The sequence below is a fragment of the Luteimonas terrae genome (assembly GCF_031457535.1).
In the GTDB taxonomy this organism is placed as follows: domain Bacteria; phylum Pseudomonadota; class Gammaproteobacteria; order Xanthomonadales; family Xanthomonadaceae; genus Luteimonas; species Luteimonas terrae_A.
This window is the reverse complement of the sequence record NZ_JAVDWO010000006.1, coordinates 76,165-90,389: the sequence shown is the minus strand read 5'-3', so window position 1 is coordinate 90,389 and position 14,225 is coordinate 76,165. Positions and strand designations below refer to the sequence as shown.

The 14,225-nt window shown below is 65.7% G+C and carries 13 protein-coding genes and 1 tRNA gene; 11 read left to right on the top strand and 3 right to left on the bottom strand.

Annotated elements, in window-relative coordinates:
• Window positions 1-139 precede the first annotated feature (139 nt).
• From J2W68_RS08560 to lon, 5 genes are all read left to right on the top strand, one after another.
• Window positions 140-224 (top strand) — tRNA-Leu (locus J2W68_RS08560).
• 282 nt (window positions 225-506) lie between these two features.
• Window positions 507-1,814 (top strand): trigger factor, encoded by a 1,308-nt coding sequence (tig, locus tag J2W68_RS08555; RefSeq protein ID WP_310234628.1) that lies wholly within the window; start codon window positions 507-509, stop codon window positions 1,812-1,814.
• 59 nt (window positions 1,815-1,873) lie between these two features.
• The gene (clpP, locus tag J2W68_RS08550) at window positions 1,874-2,500 is read left to right on the top strand and encodes an ATP-dependent Clp endopeptidase proteolytic subunit ClpP (protein WP_310234627.1); all 627 of its coding nucleotides are present in this window, start codon (window positions 1,874-1,876) and stop codon (window positions 2,498-2,500) included.
• Window positions 2,501-2,612: 112 nt separating this feature from the next.
• Window positions 2,613-3,899, top strand: coding sequence for an ATP-dependent Clp protease ATP-binding subunit ClpX (gene clpX, locus J2W68_RS08545; RefSeq protein WP_310154978.1), 1,287 nt, complete (start codon window positions 2,613-2,615; stop codon window positions 3,897-3,899).
• Window positions 3,900-4,120: 221 nt separating this feature from the next.
• Entirely contained in the window at window positions 4,121-6,574 is a 2,454-nt protein-coding gene (gene lon, locus J2W68_RS08540) for an endopeptidase La (RefSeq protein ID WP_310234625.1), read from the top strand.
• Between the two features lie 153 nt (window positions 6,575-6,727).
• Here the strand turns inward: lon and J2W68_RS08535 are convergent, their stop codons facing one another.
• Window positions 6,728-7,294, bottom strand: a complete 567-nt coding sequence (locus tag J2W68_RS08535) for a Smr/MutS family protein (RefSeq protein ID WP_310234624.1) — start codon at window positions 7,292-7,294, stop codon at window positions 6,728-6,730.
• 123 nt (window positions 7,295-7,417) lie between these two features.
• Between J2W68_RS08535 and surE the strand changes: the two genes are divergently transcribed.
• The 4 genes from surE to J2W68_RS08515 are packed head-to-tail and all read left to right on the top strand — an operon-like array spanning window position 7,418 to window position 10,216.
• Window positions 7,418-8,200: a 5'/3'-nucleotidase SurE gene (surE, locus tag J2W68_RS08530; RefSeq protein WP_310234967.1), complete on the top strand. Its 783-nt coding sequence runs from the start codon at window positions 7,418-7,420 to the stop codon at window positions 8,198-8,200.
• Window positions 8,197-8,892 (top strand): protein-L-isoaspartate(D-aspartate) O-methyltransferase, encoded by a 696-nt coding sequence (locus J2W68_RS08525; RefSeq protein WP_310234623.1) that lies wholly within the window; start codon window positions 8,197-8,199, stop codon window positions 8,890-8,892. Before surE ends, J2W68_RS08525 begins: the two co-directional genes overlap by 4 nt.
• On the top strand, window positions 8,892-9,476 hold the full coding sequence (locus tag J2W68_RS08520) for a YqaA family protein (RefSeq protein ID WP_310234622.1): 585 nt from the start codon (window positions 8,892-8,894) through the stop codon (window positions 9,474-9,476). The genes J2W68_RS08525 and J2W68_RS08520 overlap by 1 nt, the downstream gene beginning before the upstream one ends.
• Window positions 9,473-10,216 carry a peptidoglycan DD-metalloendopeptidase family protein gene (locus J2W68_RS08515; RefSeq protein ID WP_310234621.1) on the top strand — a complete coding sequence of 248 codons (744 nt, stop codon included), beginning with the start codon at window positions 9,473-9,475 and terminating at the stop codon, window positions 10,214-10,216. Before J2W68_RS08520 ends, J2W68_RS08515 begins: the two co-directional genes overlap by 4 nt.
• 393 nt (window positions 10,217-10,609) lie before the next feature.
• Here the strand turns inward: J2W68_RS08515 and J2W68_RS08510 are convergent, their stop codons facing one another.
• Complete coding sequence (locus J2W68_RS08510) at window positions 10,610-11,005, bottom strand: Mth938-like domain-containing protein (RefSeq protein WP_310234619.1); 396 nt, start codon at window positions 11,003-11,005, stop codon at window positions 10,610-10,612.
• Between the two features lie 18 nt (window positions 11,006-11,023).
• A complete protein-coding gene (gene yhbY, locus J2W68_RS08505) occupies window positions 11,024-11,329 on the bottom strand; it encodes a ribosome assembly RNA-binding protein YhbY (protein ID WP_310234617.1) in 306 nt (101 codons plus the stop codon).
• 81 nt (window positions 11,330-11,410) lie between these two features.
• Between yhbY and rlmE the strand changes: the two genes are divergently transcribed.
• A complete protein-coding gene (rlmE, locus tag J2W68_RS08500; RefSeq protein WP_310234964.1) occupies window positions 11,411-12,043 on the top strand; it encodes a 23S rRNA (uridine(2552)-2'-O)-methyltransferase RlmE in 633 nt (210 codons plus the stop codon).
• 54 nt (window positions 12,044-12,097) lie between these two features.
• Window positions 12,098-14,020 (top strand): ATP-dependent zinc metalloprotease FtsH, encoded by a 1,923-nt coding sequence (ftsH, locus tag J2W68_RS08495; protein WP_310234615.1) that lies wholly within the window; start codon window positions 12,098-12,100, stop codon window positions 14,018-14,020.
• The last annotated feature ends 205 nt before the right edge of the window (window positions 14,021-14,225 follow it).

Sequence of the window (14,225 nt, the reverse complement as noted above, 5' to 3'; positions counted from 1 at the left end):
CGCAAGCTGCCCGCGCTCATCCCTCGGCCCGGCAGTGCCACGAAAGCGCCCGGCACTGCCGGGTGTTGTTCATTGGGGCGCTGCCAAAACGACAGGGGGATGGACTAACATTCCGTGGCTCGCCGATGGCGGGCGCGAAGCGAAAGTGGCGGAATTGGTAGACGCCCTGGTTTTAGGTACCAGTGCCGCAAGGCGTGGGGGTTCGAGTCCCCCCTTTCGCACCATCTGAACGGATGTGCCGCAGCTTGATGGCGGGGCCGTAAACCGCGTCGTGACTATTGCGCGACGCCAGCGGAGCTCGCTGGCATTCCAGCGGCTGCGCATCTTGATCGCGGAGGTGCCGCTGTCAAGGCATTGCGCCCGCGGCGGTGGCGGTCAGGCCCCGAATCCGCCAAACTAGTCCGTTCCGTCGCCCGCCTCGGACAGGTGGGTGGCCGGCAGAGCACAGAACTCAATTCCCAACAGTCAGATGTCATGCGGCACCGTCCGCAAGCGCAGGAGTGGATATGCAAGTTTCGGTCGAATCGCTGGGTAGCCTGGAACGCAAGATGACGTTCCGCGTGCCGTCCGAACGCCTGGATACACAGGTCGGTGGCCGTCTGCGCGAGATCGCGCGGACCACCCGTCTCAAGGGCTTCCGTCCGGGCAAGGTGCCGGCCAAGGTTGTCGAGCAGCGCTTCGGCGAGCAGGTCCGTGCCGAAGAGCTGGATCGCCTGCTGCGCGAAGGCTTCGATCAGGCCATCCGCGAGAACGAGCTGCAGATCGCCGGCCAGCCGCGCATTGCGCCGGAAGGCGAGGCGGGCGAGGGCGAACTGGCGTTCACCGCGACTTTCGAGATCGTGCCGGACTTTGGTTCCATCGAACTCGAGACGCTCGAAGTCGTGCGCCACACCGCCGAAGTGGCGGAAGACGACATCGATCGCATGATCGAGAACCTGCGCCTGCAGCGCCGCAGCTGGAGCGCGGTCACGCGCGGCGCGCAGAAGGGCGACGCGGTCGATGTCGAGACCTGGTCGCAGATCGGCGACGAGCGTCTGCCGGCCGAAGGCGCCGAGCGTGGCGTCACCGTGCTCGGCTCGGGCGCGATGTACCCGGAGATCGAGGACGCGCTGATCGGCCTGGCCAAGGGCGAAGAAAAGGCGATCGAGGTCAGCTTCCCCGCCGACTGGCGGGTGCCGCAGCTGGCCGGCAAGCAGGCCACCGTGCACGTCAAGGTGGAGCAGGTCTCCGAGCAGCAGCTTCCGGAAGTCGACCAGGCTTTCATCCGCAGCTTCGGCGTCAAGAGCGGCGATATGGCGCAGTTCCGTACCGAAATCCGCAGCAACCTGGAGCGCGAGCTCAAGGGCGCGCTGATGAACCGTCTGCGTCGTGAAGTCGGCGAGCAGCTGGTTGCGGCCTTCGCGCACGTCGACCTGCCGCCGAAGCTGGTCGAGTCCGAGGCGAAGTCGCTGCTGCGCCAGACCGTCGAGCAGGCCCGCCGCAACGGCCAGAACCCGACCGTCGCCGACGACGCGCACAACGACTTCCTCGAGCCGGCGCGCAAGCGCGTGCTCGTCGGCCTGCTGGTCGGTGAAGTCGCCCGTCGCAACCAGCTCAAGCTCGACCCCAAGCGCGTGAACGAGACGATGCGCCTGATCGCTTCGACCTACGAAGAACCGCAGCAGGTCATTGAGATGTACCGCAACGACCCCCAGCTGATGTCGGGTCTGCAGAACCGTGTGATGGAAGAGCAGGTGATCGACTGGATCGCCGAGCGCGCCAAGCACACCGAGCAGTCGCTGAGCTTCCAGGACGCGATCGGCCCGCAGGGCTGAGCCACGCGCACCCCGTCCGGTCCATGTGGGCCGGACGCTCCACCGACGGGAATTGATTGATGAGCATCGAGACGAAAGCCCTCAACCTGGTGCCGATGGTGGTCGAGCAGACCAGCCGCGGCGAGCGCGCGTACGACATCTATTCGCGCCTGTTGAAGGAGCGCGTGATCTTCCTCGTCGGCGGCATCGACGACCATATGGCGAACGTGATCGTCGCCCAGTTGCTGTTCCTCGAGGCGGAAAACCCCGAGAAGGACATCAACCTGTACATCAACTCGCCCGGCGGCATCGTCACCGCGGGCATGGCGATCTACGACACCATGCAGTTCATCAAGCCGGACGTGAGCACGATCTGCATCGGCCAGGCGGCCAGCATGGGCGCGCTGCTCCTCTCGGCGGGCGCGGCAGGCAAGCGCTATGCGCTGCCGAACTCGCGCGTGATGATCCACCAGCCGCTCGGCGGCTTCCAGGGTCAGGCGACGGATATCGATATCCACGCCAGGGAAATCCTGTCGATGAAGCAGCGTCTGAACGAGATCATGGCCCACCACACAGGTCAGCCGCTCGAGACGATCGCCCGCGACACCGAGCGTGACAACTTCAAGAGCGCGCAGGCTGCGCGCGAGTACGGCCTGGTCGACCAGGTGCTCGAGCGTCGTCCCGAAGACTCGATCACTGCCGCCTGACGCTGCTAAACGCTTGATGCATCATGCATCTGTGTGACGGCGCCCTCCCGGTGGAGGCGCCGGACGCTGTGCTATTCTCGAAACGAAACCGCAATACAGATTTGGCCAAGGCATGAGCGAAGACCGTCAGGGTCGTTCCGGCGACAGCAACAAAATCCTCTACTGCTCTTTCTGTGGAAAGAGCCAGCATGAGGTGCGCAAGCTGATTGCGGGTCCCAGCGTGTTCATCTGCGATGAGTGCGTCGAGCTCTGCAACGACATCATCCGCGAGGAGCTCGAGGAGAAGGCGCAGTCGGCGCGCAGCTCGCTGCCCAAGCCGCGCGAGATTCTCGAGGTGCTCGACCAGTACGTCATCGGTCAGCGACGGGCCAAGAAGACGCTGGCGGTGGCGGTCTACAACCACTACAAGCGCATCGAGAGCCGCAGCAAGAACGACGAGGTCGAACTTGCCAAGTCCAACATCCTGCTGATCGGCCCCACCGGTTCGGGCAAGACGTTGCTGGCCGAGACGCTGGCGCGCCTGCTCAATGTGCCCTTCACGATGGCCGACGCCACGACGCTGACCGAAGCCGGTTACGTCGGCGAGGATGTCGAGAACATCATCCAGAAGCTGCTGCAGAAGTGCGACTACGACGCAGAAAAGGCGCAGCAGGGCATCGTCTACATCGACGAGATCGACAAGATTTCGCGCAAGAGCGAGAACCCGTCGATCACGCGTGACGTGTCGGGTGAAGGCGTGCAGCAGGCGCTGCTCAAGCTCATCGAGGGCACGGTGGCCAGCGTGCCGCCGCAGGGCGGTCGCAAGCACCCGCAGCAGGAATTCCTGCAGGTCGACACGAAGAACATCCTGTTCATCGTCGGCGGCGCGTTCGCGGGTCTCGACAAGGTGATCCAGGCGCGCAGCACCGATGCCAGCGGCATCGGTTTCGGCGCCAAGCTCAAGAGCTCCGAGCGCAAGGCGGAAGTCGGCAAGGTGCTGGCGGACGTCGAGCCGGAGGATCTGATCAAGTTCGGCCTGATCCCGGAGTTCGTCGGCCGTCTGCCGGTCGTGGCGACGCTCGAGGAACTTGACGAGGCCGCGCTGATCCAGATCCTGACCGAGCCCAAGAACGCAATCAGCAAGCAGTTCAAGAAGCTGTTCGAAATGGAGGGTGTGGAACTGGAGTTCCGACAGGACGCGCTGGCTGCGATCGCCAAGAAGGCGATCAAGCGCAAGACCGGCGCGCGTGGTCTGCGGACGATCGTCGAATCGGTGCTGCTCGACACGATGTACGACCTGCCGTCGCTGGAGAACGTCAGCAAGGTGGTCGTCGACGAGTCGGTTATCGAACACAAGTCCGAGCCGTATCTGATCTACGAGACCCCTGCCACCGAGCAGAAGGTCGCCTCCGGCGACTGAGTCGACCACCGGAACGAAACGTTCCGGCAGCGTGCCATTTCGCGTTTTCCAGACGCAGACCGCTTCACGACGCGCCGCGCGCCTCCGGGCCCGCGGCGCTTCTGTCTCCGACGCTTCAAACGCGCTTGCATCCCGGCCGGCCCCGCCCCATAAACGGGGGCAGGGCGGCCGCACGGCCGCCAGGGCCGTCCCGCCGGACGGCGCCACACCGAGGAACGACGATGCCCCCACGCAGCACTCCCGAAACCCACGAACTGCCGGTTCTGCCGCTGCGCGATGTCGTGGTGTTCCCGCACATGGTCATCCCGCTGTTCGTCGGCCGCGACAAGTCCATCCGTGCGCTCGATCTGGCGATGGAGGCCGACAAGCGCATCCTGCTGGTGGCACAGAAGTCGGCCGAAACCGACGACCCGACCGCCGACGATCTCTATGAGATCGGCACGCTGGCGACCGTGCTGCAGTTGCTGAAACTGCCCGACGGCACGATCAAGGTGCTCGTCGAGGGCACCGAGCGGGTCAGGCTGCGCGACATACGCGACAACGACGGCGCGCTGGCCGGCAGTGGCGTGGCGATCGCCGCGCTCGAATCGCGTGAGCCGCGTGAAGTCGAGGCCATCGCGCGCTCGCTGATGAGCCTGTTCGAGCAGTACGTCAAGACCAATCGCAAGCTGCCGCCCGAGCTGTTGCAGACGCTGGCCGGCATTGACGATTCCGCGCGTCTGGCCGACACCATCGCCGCGCATCTGGGCGTGCGCTTGGCCGACAAGCAGCGCCTGCTCGAAGCGACCGACACCGCTGATCGTCTGGAGCTGCTGGTGGGCTTTGTCGACGGCGAGATCGACGTGCAGCAGATGGAGAAGCGCATCCGCGGCCGCGTGAAGTCGCAGATGGAGAAGTCGCAGCGCGAGTACTACCTCAACGAGCAGATGAAGGCGATCCAGAAGGAACTGGGCGAGATCGACGATGCGCCGAGCGACATCGACGAGATCGCGCGCAAGATTGCCGAAGCCGGTATGCCGAAGGCAGTCGAGGCCAAGGCCAAGGCCGAGTTCAACAAGCTCAGGCAGATGCCGCCGATGTCGGCAGAAGCGTCGGTCGTGCGCAATTATCTCGACTGGCTGCTCGGCGTGCCGTGGAAGAAGCGCAGCAAGGTGCGCAAGGATCTGAAGTCCGCGCAGGACGTGCTCGACGCCGATCACTACGGCCTGGAGAAGGTCAAGGAACGCATCCTCGAATATCTCGCGGTACAGACGCGCGTGAAGCAGATGAAGGGCGCGATCCTGTGCCTCGTCGGTCCGCCCGGTGTGGGCAAGACCTCGCTCGGCCAGTCGATCGCGAAGGCGACGAACCGCAAGTTCACCCGCATGGCGCTGGGCGGCGTGCGCGACGAGGCCGAGATCCGGGGGCATCGCCGCACGTATGTCGGCTCGATGCCGGGCCGAATCGTGCAGAGCATGAACAAGGTCGGCACCAAGAACCCGCTGTTCCTGCTCGACGAGATCGACAAGATGTCGATGGATTTCCGCGGCGATCCGGCATCCGCGCTGCTGGAAGTGCTCGATCCCGAACAGAACCACACGTTCAATGATCACTACCTCGAGGTCGACATGGACCTGTCGGAAGTGATGTTCGTGGCGACGTCCAACTCGCTCAACATTCCCGGGCCGCTGCTCGACCGCATGGAAGTGATCCGGATTCCGGGTTACACCGAGGAGGAAAAGCTCAACATCGCCACGCGTTACTTGCTGCCCAAACAGCTGAAGGCGAACGGGCTGAAGGCCGAAGAGCTGACCGTGTCCGAAGGCGCGGTGCGTGACATCGTGCGCTACTACACGCGCGAATCGGGCGTGCGCAACCTCGAGCGGGAAATCGCCAAGATCTGTCGCAAGGTGGTGAAGGAGATCGCGCTCGCCGGACCGGTCGCCGTGGGCAAGGGCAAGGCCAAGGGCATCAAGACGATCAAGGTCACCGAGAAGAATCTCGACAAGTACCTGGGCGTGCAGCGCTTCGATTTCGGTCGCGCCGAGCAGGACAACGAGATCGGTCTGGTCACGGGCCTGGCGTGGACGGAAGTCGGCGGCGATCTGCTGCAGATCGAAGCCACGCAGGTGCCGGGCAAGGGCCAGCTCATCCTCACCGGCCAGCTCGGCGACGTGATGAAGGAATCGGCGTCGGCGGCAATGTCGGTCGTGCGGTCGCGCGCCGAGCGTCTGGGGGTCGAGCTCGAAGTGCTGCAGAAGCACGACATCCACGTCCATGTGCCGGATGGGGCAACGCCGAAGGATGGTCCGAGTGCAGGCATCGCGATGGCGACGACGCTGGTGTCGCTGCTGACCAAGATTCCGGTCCGCGCGGACGTGGCGATGACCGGCGAGATCACTTTGCGTGGCCGTGTCACGGCGATCGGTGGACTCAAGGAAAAGCTGCTGGCCGCGCTGCGCGGTGGCATCAAGACCGTGATCATCCCCGAGGAGAACCGCAAGGATCTGGCCGACATCCCGAAGAACGTCACCGACGGCATGAAGATCATGCCGGTGAAGTACATCGACGAGGTGCTGGATCTCGCGCTGGAGCGCCCACTGCCACCGCCGCCTGGCCAGAAGGTCGAACGCAAGACCGCACGCAAGGTCGTACCGCGCGCAGAAGGCGCCAAGCGGACGCGCGTCAAGCACTGACGCGCAACAGGCGCAAAGTGCAAGGAAAGGCTGCAGGCGACTGCAGCCTTTTTTTTGGAGTGGGGTTACGAGGCGCGCGCAGCTACCTATTTGTCGCAACCGCAGCCAGGCGAGCGAGTCGACTGTGCCCGTGCACTCCGGCGCTTCCAGCGCTCAGCGGCGCGGTCGCAGCAATACCAGCACGGCGCCTGCGCCGCCCTGACCGCCGGGTGCACTGTGGAAGGCGAGCACGTCGGCGCGTTGCCGCAGCAGGCGATCGACGAGGTTCTTGAGGACCGGTGCGTCAGGCGAGGAATTCAGACCCTTTCCGTGAATCACGCGCACGCAACCCACGCCCGCATCGATCGCATCGCGCAGGAACAGCCGCAGCAGTGCGCTCGCCTGGTTCGCATCGCTGTGGTGCAGGTCGAGCTCTTCCTGCGCCGCGTACTCGCCGCGACCGAGCCGCCGCAACACACGCGGCGAGATCTCGTCGCGGCGGTACTGCATCGTGTCGCCGCTTCCCAGCAGCGGACCGTCGAGCAGTTGCCTGAATTCGCTGAGCGCCTGCGCATCGTCACGCTCGGCCATGCGCGTCGACGGGCGCGGTTTCGGCGTCTGCGGCGGCAATGGCGCGGCCGGCAACTCGCGGACCGGGCCGATCGCGTTGCGGAACAGCGCGGCATCGTCGTCATCCGGCGGCGCGGCAGGCGGATCGGGGCGATGGCGTCCTCGTTGCATGCCGCTAGCGTAGCGGCGCGCGCGTCCGTGTGCAGTCGTCCACGTGATCCGAACTGGGGTGGGGGAGATGCATCCGGTATCATGGCCGCCTTGTCCGACGGCTCGGTGCCTCTAGAACGATCCATGCGCGTACTGGTCAGCAACGACGACGGCGTCGACGCCCCCGGCATCCGGATTCTCGCCCAGGGTCTGCGCGATGCCGGCCACGAGGTGCTCGTCGTCGCACCCGATCGCGACCGCTCCGGCGCGAGCAACTCGCTGACGCTCGACATGCCGCTGCGCACCGTGCAGGTCGATGCCTGCACCTGGCGCGTGCACGGCACGCCGACCGACTGCGTGCATGTCGCGATCACCGGCCTGCTCGAGCTCGAGCCGGACATCGTGGTGTCGGGGATCAACAACACCGCCAATCTCGGCGACGACGTGATCTATTCGGGCACCGTCGCCGCCGCGATGGAAGGGCGTTTCCTCGGTCTGCCTGCGGTCGCGATGTCGCTGGTCACGCGCAACCACGATGGCAAGCATTACGAAACCGCCGCGCGCGCAGCGGTCGAGATCGTCGCGCGCCTGAAAGCCGATCCGCTGCCTGCCGACACCATCCTCAACGTCAATGTGCCCGACGTGCCGTGGGATGAACTCGCCGGCTTCGAGGTCACGCGTCTGGGCAACCGCCATCGCGCGGAGCCGTGCACGTCGATCGACGATCCGCGCGGGCGCACCTGGTGGTGGATCGGCGCCGCCGGTCCCGAGCAGGACGCCGGTCCCGGCACAGATTTCCACGCCGTGCGCACGCAGCACATCGCGATCACGCCGATCCACGTTGATCTCACGCGCTACCAGGCGCTCGAGCACGTCGCCAGTTGGGTCGGCGGACTGGAAGCGGACCTCAAGGCGACCCAGGCGTGACGGCGCGGATGCGCCTGCAGCCCGAAGCGGTCGGCGTCGGGATGACCTCGCAACGTGTGCGTGACCGCCTGATCGAGCGCCTGCGCGATGGCGCGCATCCCGGCGGCGGCATTTCCGACGAGCGCGTGCTCAACGCGATCCGCACCGTGCCGCGGCACCTGTTCGTCGACGAGGCGCTGGCCACGCGCGCCTACGAGGACACCGCGCTGCCGATCGGCCATGGGCAGACGATTTCGCAGCCTTGGGTGGTCGCACGCATGACTGAAGCGCTGCTCGCGAACGGCATGCCGGGCAGGGTGCTCGAAGTCGGCACGGGCTCCGGCTATCAGGCGACGATCCTCGCCGCGCTCGGTATCGAAGTGCATACCGTCGAGCGCATCGGCGAACTGCTGCGGATCGCGCGCAAGCGCTTCCGCTCGCTGGGCCTCAACGTGCGCAGCAAACATGACGACGGCCGGATCGGCTGGCCGGAGAACGGCCCGTTCGACGCCATCATCGTCACCGCCGCCGGACCCGCGCTGGTCGAAGCGCTGACCGAGCAGCTGGCTGCGGGCGGCACGCTCGTCGCGCCGGTCGGTGCGCCCGGCGCGCAACGCCTGCTGGTGTTGCGCAAGCATGCGGACGGGCAGATCGAGCAGCAGGACGTCGCCGCCGTCGCCTTCGTGCCTTTGCTGTCGGGATACGTGGACTGATGCAGTTGTTTGCAAGGATGTACGACACCGTGCTCGCGTGGGCGCGCCACCGCCACGCACCGCGTTACCTCACCCTGATGAGCGCCGCCGAATCCGTGGTGTTCCCGATTCCGCCGGACGTGATGCTCGCGCCGATGTCGCTGGCTCAGCCGAAGTCGTGGTGGCGCTATGCGCTGCTGTGCACGCTGGGATCGGTGGCGGGCGGTCTGCTGGGCTATCTGATCGGCCACTTCGCGCTGGATCTCGTGTGGCCGGGGATCGTCCGCATGGGGTGGCAGCCGGCGTTCGAAAACATCCAGGCGCTGTTTCTCGCGCATGGTCTGCTGTTCGTGTTCATCGCGGGATTCACCCCGATCCCGTACAAAGTGTTCACGATCGCGTCGGGTTCGCTCGGTGTCGGGCTGCTACCGTTCGTGGCCGGTTCGCTGCTCGGACGCGGTGCGCGGTTCTTTCTCGTTGCCGGCCTGATGGCGTGGGGCGGCCCGAAATTCGAGCCGATGCTCAAGCGCTACATCGAATGGCTCGGCTGGTTGATGGTGGGTCTGGTGGTGGTTGGACTGGTCTGGTTGGAGATGCGCGGATGAGGAAGCTGGCGGTGTGGCTCGCGGTAGGACTGTTGTCGGCCTGCGGTACCAGTACGGTGGTCCGCGAAGGGGGCAGCAGTGCGCCGACCTCGACGCCGCGGCCTGGCCAGTCGGTGACGGTGCAGCGCGGCGATACGCTCTACAGGCTTGCCACCACCAATGGCATCAGCGCGCTCGACCTGGCGACCTGGAACAATATCCGCGCCCCGTACACGATCTATCCCGGTCAGCGCCTGCGCCTGTATCCCGGCAGCGGCAGTGCTGCGCCGGCGCGCCCCGCGAGCGCAGGCAGCGCGACGGCCCAGCAGCCAGCGGTACGTCCTACGCAGACCACGCCGCAGCCGCCTGCCGCCGCGCCCGTGCGGAGCCCGTTCCGCTGGCAGTGGCCGACTGAAGGCCAGATCGTCGGCCGCTACGTTGGCAACGACCCGACGAAGCAGGGCGTCGACATCGCAGGCACGCCGGGTCAAGCAGTCAACGCCGCGGCTGATGGCGTGGTCGTCTATTCCGGCGCGGGCCTGGTGGGCTACGGCGAACTGATCATCGTCAAGCACGACGAGCAGTGGCTGACCGCCTATGGCCACAACCGCAGTCGCAAGGTCAACGAGGGCGAACGCGTCCGCGCCGGCCAGAAGATCGCCGAACTCGGCCGTACCGGCGCCGCCCGCGACATGCTCCACTTCGAGATCCGCTACAACGGCAAGCCGGTCGATCCGCTGACGTATCTGCCTGCCCGCTGAGGATCGGTTCCGCGTTCTGACCGGGCGGATCCCCGGCCCGGCGCAGCGCGCCGGTCGTACGTCGATGCCGCGGCCCAGTGGACCGCAAGCGGCATCGTCTTACCCGCTACAACGGCAAACCGGTCGATCCGCTGACATATCTACCGGCGCGTTGATTGGGCGGGGCACAGTCACGATCAGGCCGCAGACGCGTTCGCTCCGTCGCTCCAGAGGACGCTGGCGCCCATTTTGATTTTTGTCGTCGCTGCGCGACACGCGCAAAGCCAAATGTATGAACGCCCGCTCGGCTGTTGAAGCGCACTTCCAGCTGGGATGACGGCAGGGAGACTGCGCCCCGTCAGGGCTGTGTGCCCGGAGACACGAGCAGCGCGCCGCGCCGGTGTCGTGGAGCGTCTACGCGTCCGACGCCGCGTCGCGTTCGACCAGCACGAACGCCGCGACCACGCGCCGGCCTTCTCCTGCCAGCACATTGAACGTGCGCGCCGCGGCAGCGTTGGTCATGGCTTCGAGGCCGATGCCGCGCGACAGGCACGCGGCCATGGTCGCAGGCGGCGGAAAGCCCTGGGTCTCGCCGGTGCCGAGCAGCACCACTTCCGGCTCGAGTGCGAGCACCGGATCGAGGGCGGCGACATCCAGGCTGCGGACATCGGTGACCGGCCAGTCCTCGACGAGGCTGCGCGGGGCGACGATGAAGCTGCGGGTCAGGCGGCGGTCGTTGACCAGCGCCAGGCGCCCGTCGGCGCCGCGCAGGACGTAATCGAAATCAGGCGATTCGAGATTGAGCTGCATGCCCGGCGCGCCCTGCGATCAGGACCGCGGCAGCACGATCTGGCGGCGCTCGGTGCTTTGGCGATACAGCACGGCCACGTGGCCGATGCGCTGCACCAGCGCCGAGTCGGTACGTGCGGCGAGGTCGGTGATCATCGCGTCGCGCACGTCGCGGTCGGTTGCGCCCACCTTCACCTTGATCAGTTCGTGATGCTCGAGCGCGGCATTGATTTCAGCGATCAGCGCTTCGGAGATGCCTTTGCCGCCTACCTGCAACATGGCCTTGATGCCATGGGCCTGGCCGCGCAGAAAACGGGTCTGGGCAGCGGTCAGGGCATTACTCATGGATGAACCGATCGGGGAAATGAAAGCGGCCGGCAGGATATCATGGCCACCGGACGCACCTGTCCCGTACTCGAGCCGTTGATGGCCTCCCGCAGCAAAAGCAGCCAGCGCTGGCTGAAAGAACATTTCTCCGATCCCTTCGTGAAGAAGGCCCAGAAGGACGGCCTGCGTTCGCGCGCGGCCTACAAGCTCGAGGAACTGGTCGAACGCGACCGCCTGCTCAAGCCGGGCATGGTGGTGGTCGATCTGGGTGCAGCGCCGGGCGGCTGGTCACAGTGGGTACGCCAGGCCCTGGGCGACTCGGGCCGGGTCATCGCGCTCGACATCCTGGACATGCCGTCACTGGCCGGCGTGGAGTTCCTTCACGGGGATTTTCGTGAAGATGCGGTCCTCTCGATGCTCGAGTCCACCCTCGGCGGGCAGCAGGTCGACCTTGTGTTGTCCGACATGGCCCCCAACAAGAGTGGGATAGATGCTGTCGATCAGCCCCGCGCGATGCACCTGGCGGAACTGGCGATGGATTTCGCCGACAACCACCTCCGCACTGGCGGCACGTTCCTGATCAAACTGTTCCAGGGCACCGAATTCGACGATTACGTGCGGCAACTCCGGCGGCGTTACACCAAGCTGTCGATCCGCAAGCCGGCTGCGTCCCGGCAGCGTTCGCCGGAAGTCTATGCGCTCGCACAGGGCAAGCTGGCGACGATGAAGTAGCATGGCCCTGCAGTCTCAAGCGCTCCACCGCACTCTCCACGAGAATCCCGAAACATGAACGATCTGGTCAAGAATCTGCTGCTCTGGGTGGTTGTCGCCGTCGTACTGATGGTGATCTTCCAGAGCTTCAGCCCCAGAACCGGCGCAGGCGGGCAGGACGTCCAGTACTCGCAGTTCATGGAGCAGGTCCGTCGCGACCAGATTGGCTCGGTGAAGATCGCCGAAGACGAACGCACGATCACGTTCCAGACCAAGGGCGGCCAGAGCGGTACGGTCATCGCCCCGCGTCGCGACGATCGCATGATCGACGACCTGATGAACCACAACGTCGCGATCGACCAGGCACCGCCGTCGAGTGGCATTTCGCTGGGTTACATCCTGATCCAGTTGCTGCCGGTCGCGCTGATCATCGGCTTCTGGTTCTTCATGATGCGGCAGATGCAGCAGGGTGGCGGCAAGGGCGCGATGTCCTTCGGCAAATCCCGCGCCAAGTTGCTCAACGAAGAGCAGACCAAGATCACCTTTGCGGATGTCGCCGGTTGCGACGAGGCCAAGGAAGAAGTGTCGGAGCTGGTCGAGTTCCTGCGCGATCCGTCGCGCTTCCAGAAGCTTGGCGGCAAGATTCCACGCGGCGTGCTGATGGTCGGCCCGCCCGGTACCGGCAAGACGCTGCTCGCCAAGGCGATCGCCGGCGAAGCCAAGGTGCCGTTCTTCTCGATCTCGGGCTCGGATTTCGTCGAGATGTTCGTCGGCGTCGGCGCGAGCCGCGTGCGAGACATGTTCGAGCAGGCCAAGAAGCAGGCGCCGTGCATCATCTTCATCGACGAAATCGATGCCGTCGGCCGTCATCGCGGCGCCGGTCTCGGCGGCGGGCATGACGAGCGCGAGCAGACGCTCAACCAGTTGCTGGTCGAGATGGATGGTTTCGAGGGCGGCGAGGGCGTGATCGTGGTCGCCGCGACCAACCGTCCCGACGTGCTCGATCCCGCGCTGCTGCGTCCGGGCCGGTTCGACCGCCAGGTCGTCGTGGGGCTGCCGGACGTGAAGGGCCGCGAGCAGATCCTCAAGGTGCACATGCGCAAGGTGCCACTGGACGAAGACGTGCAGCCGCTGGTCGTCGCCCGTGGTACGCCCGGCTTCTCCGGCGCGGACCTGGCGAATCTGGTCAACGAGGCGGCGCTGTTCGCCGCGCGCGAGAACGGCAAGGCGGTCCGCATGGACCACTTCGACCGCGCCCGCGACAAGATCCTGATGGGCGCCGAGCGCCGTTCGATGGCGATGAGCGAAGACGAGAAGACGCTGACCGCGTATCACGAGGCCGGCCACGCGATCGTCGGTCGACTCGTGCCCGAGCATGATCCGGTCTACAAGGTCACGATCATTCCGCGCGGGCGCGCCCTCGGCGTCACGATGTATCTGCCGGAAGGCGACCGCTACTCGATGAACCGCGTGGCGATCGAATCGCAGCTGTGCTCGCTGTACGGCGGCCGCGTGGCGGAAGAGTTGATCTTCGGCGGCGACAAGGTCACCACCGGCGCGTCGAACGATATCGAACGTGCGACCAAGATGGCCCGCAACATGGTCACCAAGTGGGGCCTGTCCGACGAGCTCGGCCCGATCGCCTACGGCGAAGAGGATGACGAGGTGTTCCTCGGCCGTTCGGTCACCCAGCACAAGTCGGTCTCCGACGACACCGCGCGCCGCATCGACGAGGTCGTGCGCACGATCCTCGACAAGGCCTACGAGCGCACGACCGAACTGCTGACCGCGAACATCGACAAGCTGCACGCGATGTCCAAGCTGCTGCTCGAGTACGAGACCATCGACGTGCCGCAGATCGACGCGATCATGGAAGGCCGCGATCCGCCGCCGCCGATGGGCTGGGCGAAGTCGAACGCCAACAAGAACGACGACAGCGGCGACACGGGCAACCGCCCGTTGCAGCCGCCGATCGGAGGTCCGGCCGAACAGGCCTGATCGCAGTCGCAGCGTTCACGAAAAAGGCCAGGAGAATTCCTGGCCTTTTTCATTTGGCGAAGGCTTTCGTCGCAAGCGCCGATGCCTCGTAGAACGGGCGGCGCGCAGCGAAACGCCTCGTCCGATAGCGCTTCACTGGTGCACGAGACGATGTGCCCAGTCGATGGAGCACATGACGACTGAAAAGGTCAAAGGCCCTGCACCC

Bases quoted from the DNA above. Each gene is read 5' to 3' on its own strand.
- tig (WP_310234628.1), top strand. From the start codon at position 507: ATGCAAGTTTCGGTCGAATCGCTGGGTAGCCTGGAACGCAAGATGACG.
- clpP (WP_310234627.1), top strand. From the start codon at position 1,874: ATGAGCATCGAGACGAAAGCCCTCAACCTGGTGCCGATGGTGGTCGAG.
- clpX (WP_310154978.1), top strand. From the start codon at position 2,613: ATGAGCGAAGACCGTCAGGGTCGTTCCGGCGACAGCAACAAAATCCTC.
- lon (WP_310234625.1), top strand. From the start codon at position 4,121: ATGCCCCCACGCAGCACTCCCGAAACCCACGAACTGCCGGTTCTGCCG.
- J2W68_RS08535 (WP_310234624.1), bottom strand. From the start codon at position 7,294: ATGCAACGAGGACGCCATCGCCCCGATCCGCCTGCCGCGCCGCCGGAT.
- surE (WP_310234967.1), top strand. From the start codon at position 7,418: ATGCGCGTACTGGTCAGCAACGACGACGGCGTCGACGCCCCCGGCATC.
- J2W68_RS08520 (WP_310234622.1), top strand. From the start codon at position 8,892: ATGCAGTTGTTTGCAAGGATGTACGACACCGTGCTCGCGTGGGCGCGC.
- J2W68_RS08515 (WP_310234621.1), top strand. From the start codon at position 9,473: ATGAGGAAGCTGGCGGTGTGGCTCGCGGTAGGACTGTTGTCGGCCTGC.
- J2W68_RS08510 (WP_310234619.1), bottom strand. From the start codon at position 11,005: ATGCAGCTCAATCTCGAATCGCCTGATTTCGATTACGTCCTGCGCGGC.
- yhbY (WP_310234617.1), bottom strand. From the start codon at position 11,329: ATGAGTAATGCCCTGACCGCTGCCCAGACCCGTTTTCTGCGCGGCCAG.
- rlmE (WP_310234964.1), top strand. From the start codon at position 11,411: ATGGCCTCCCGCAGCAAAAGCAGCCAGCGCTGGCTGAAAGAACATTTC.
- ftsH (WP_310234615.1), top strand. From the start codon at position 12,098: ATGAACGATCTGGTCAAGAATCTGCTGCTCTGGGTGGTTGTCGCCGTC.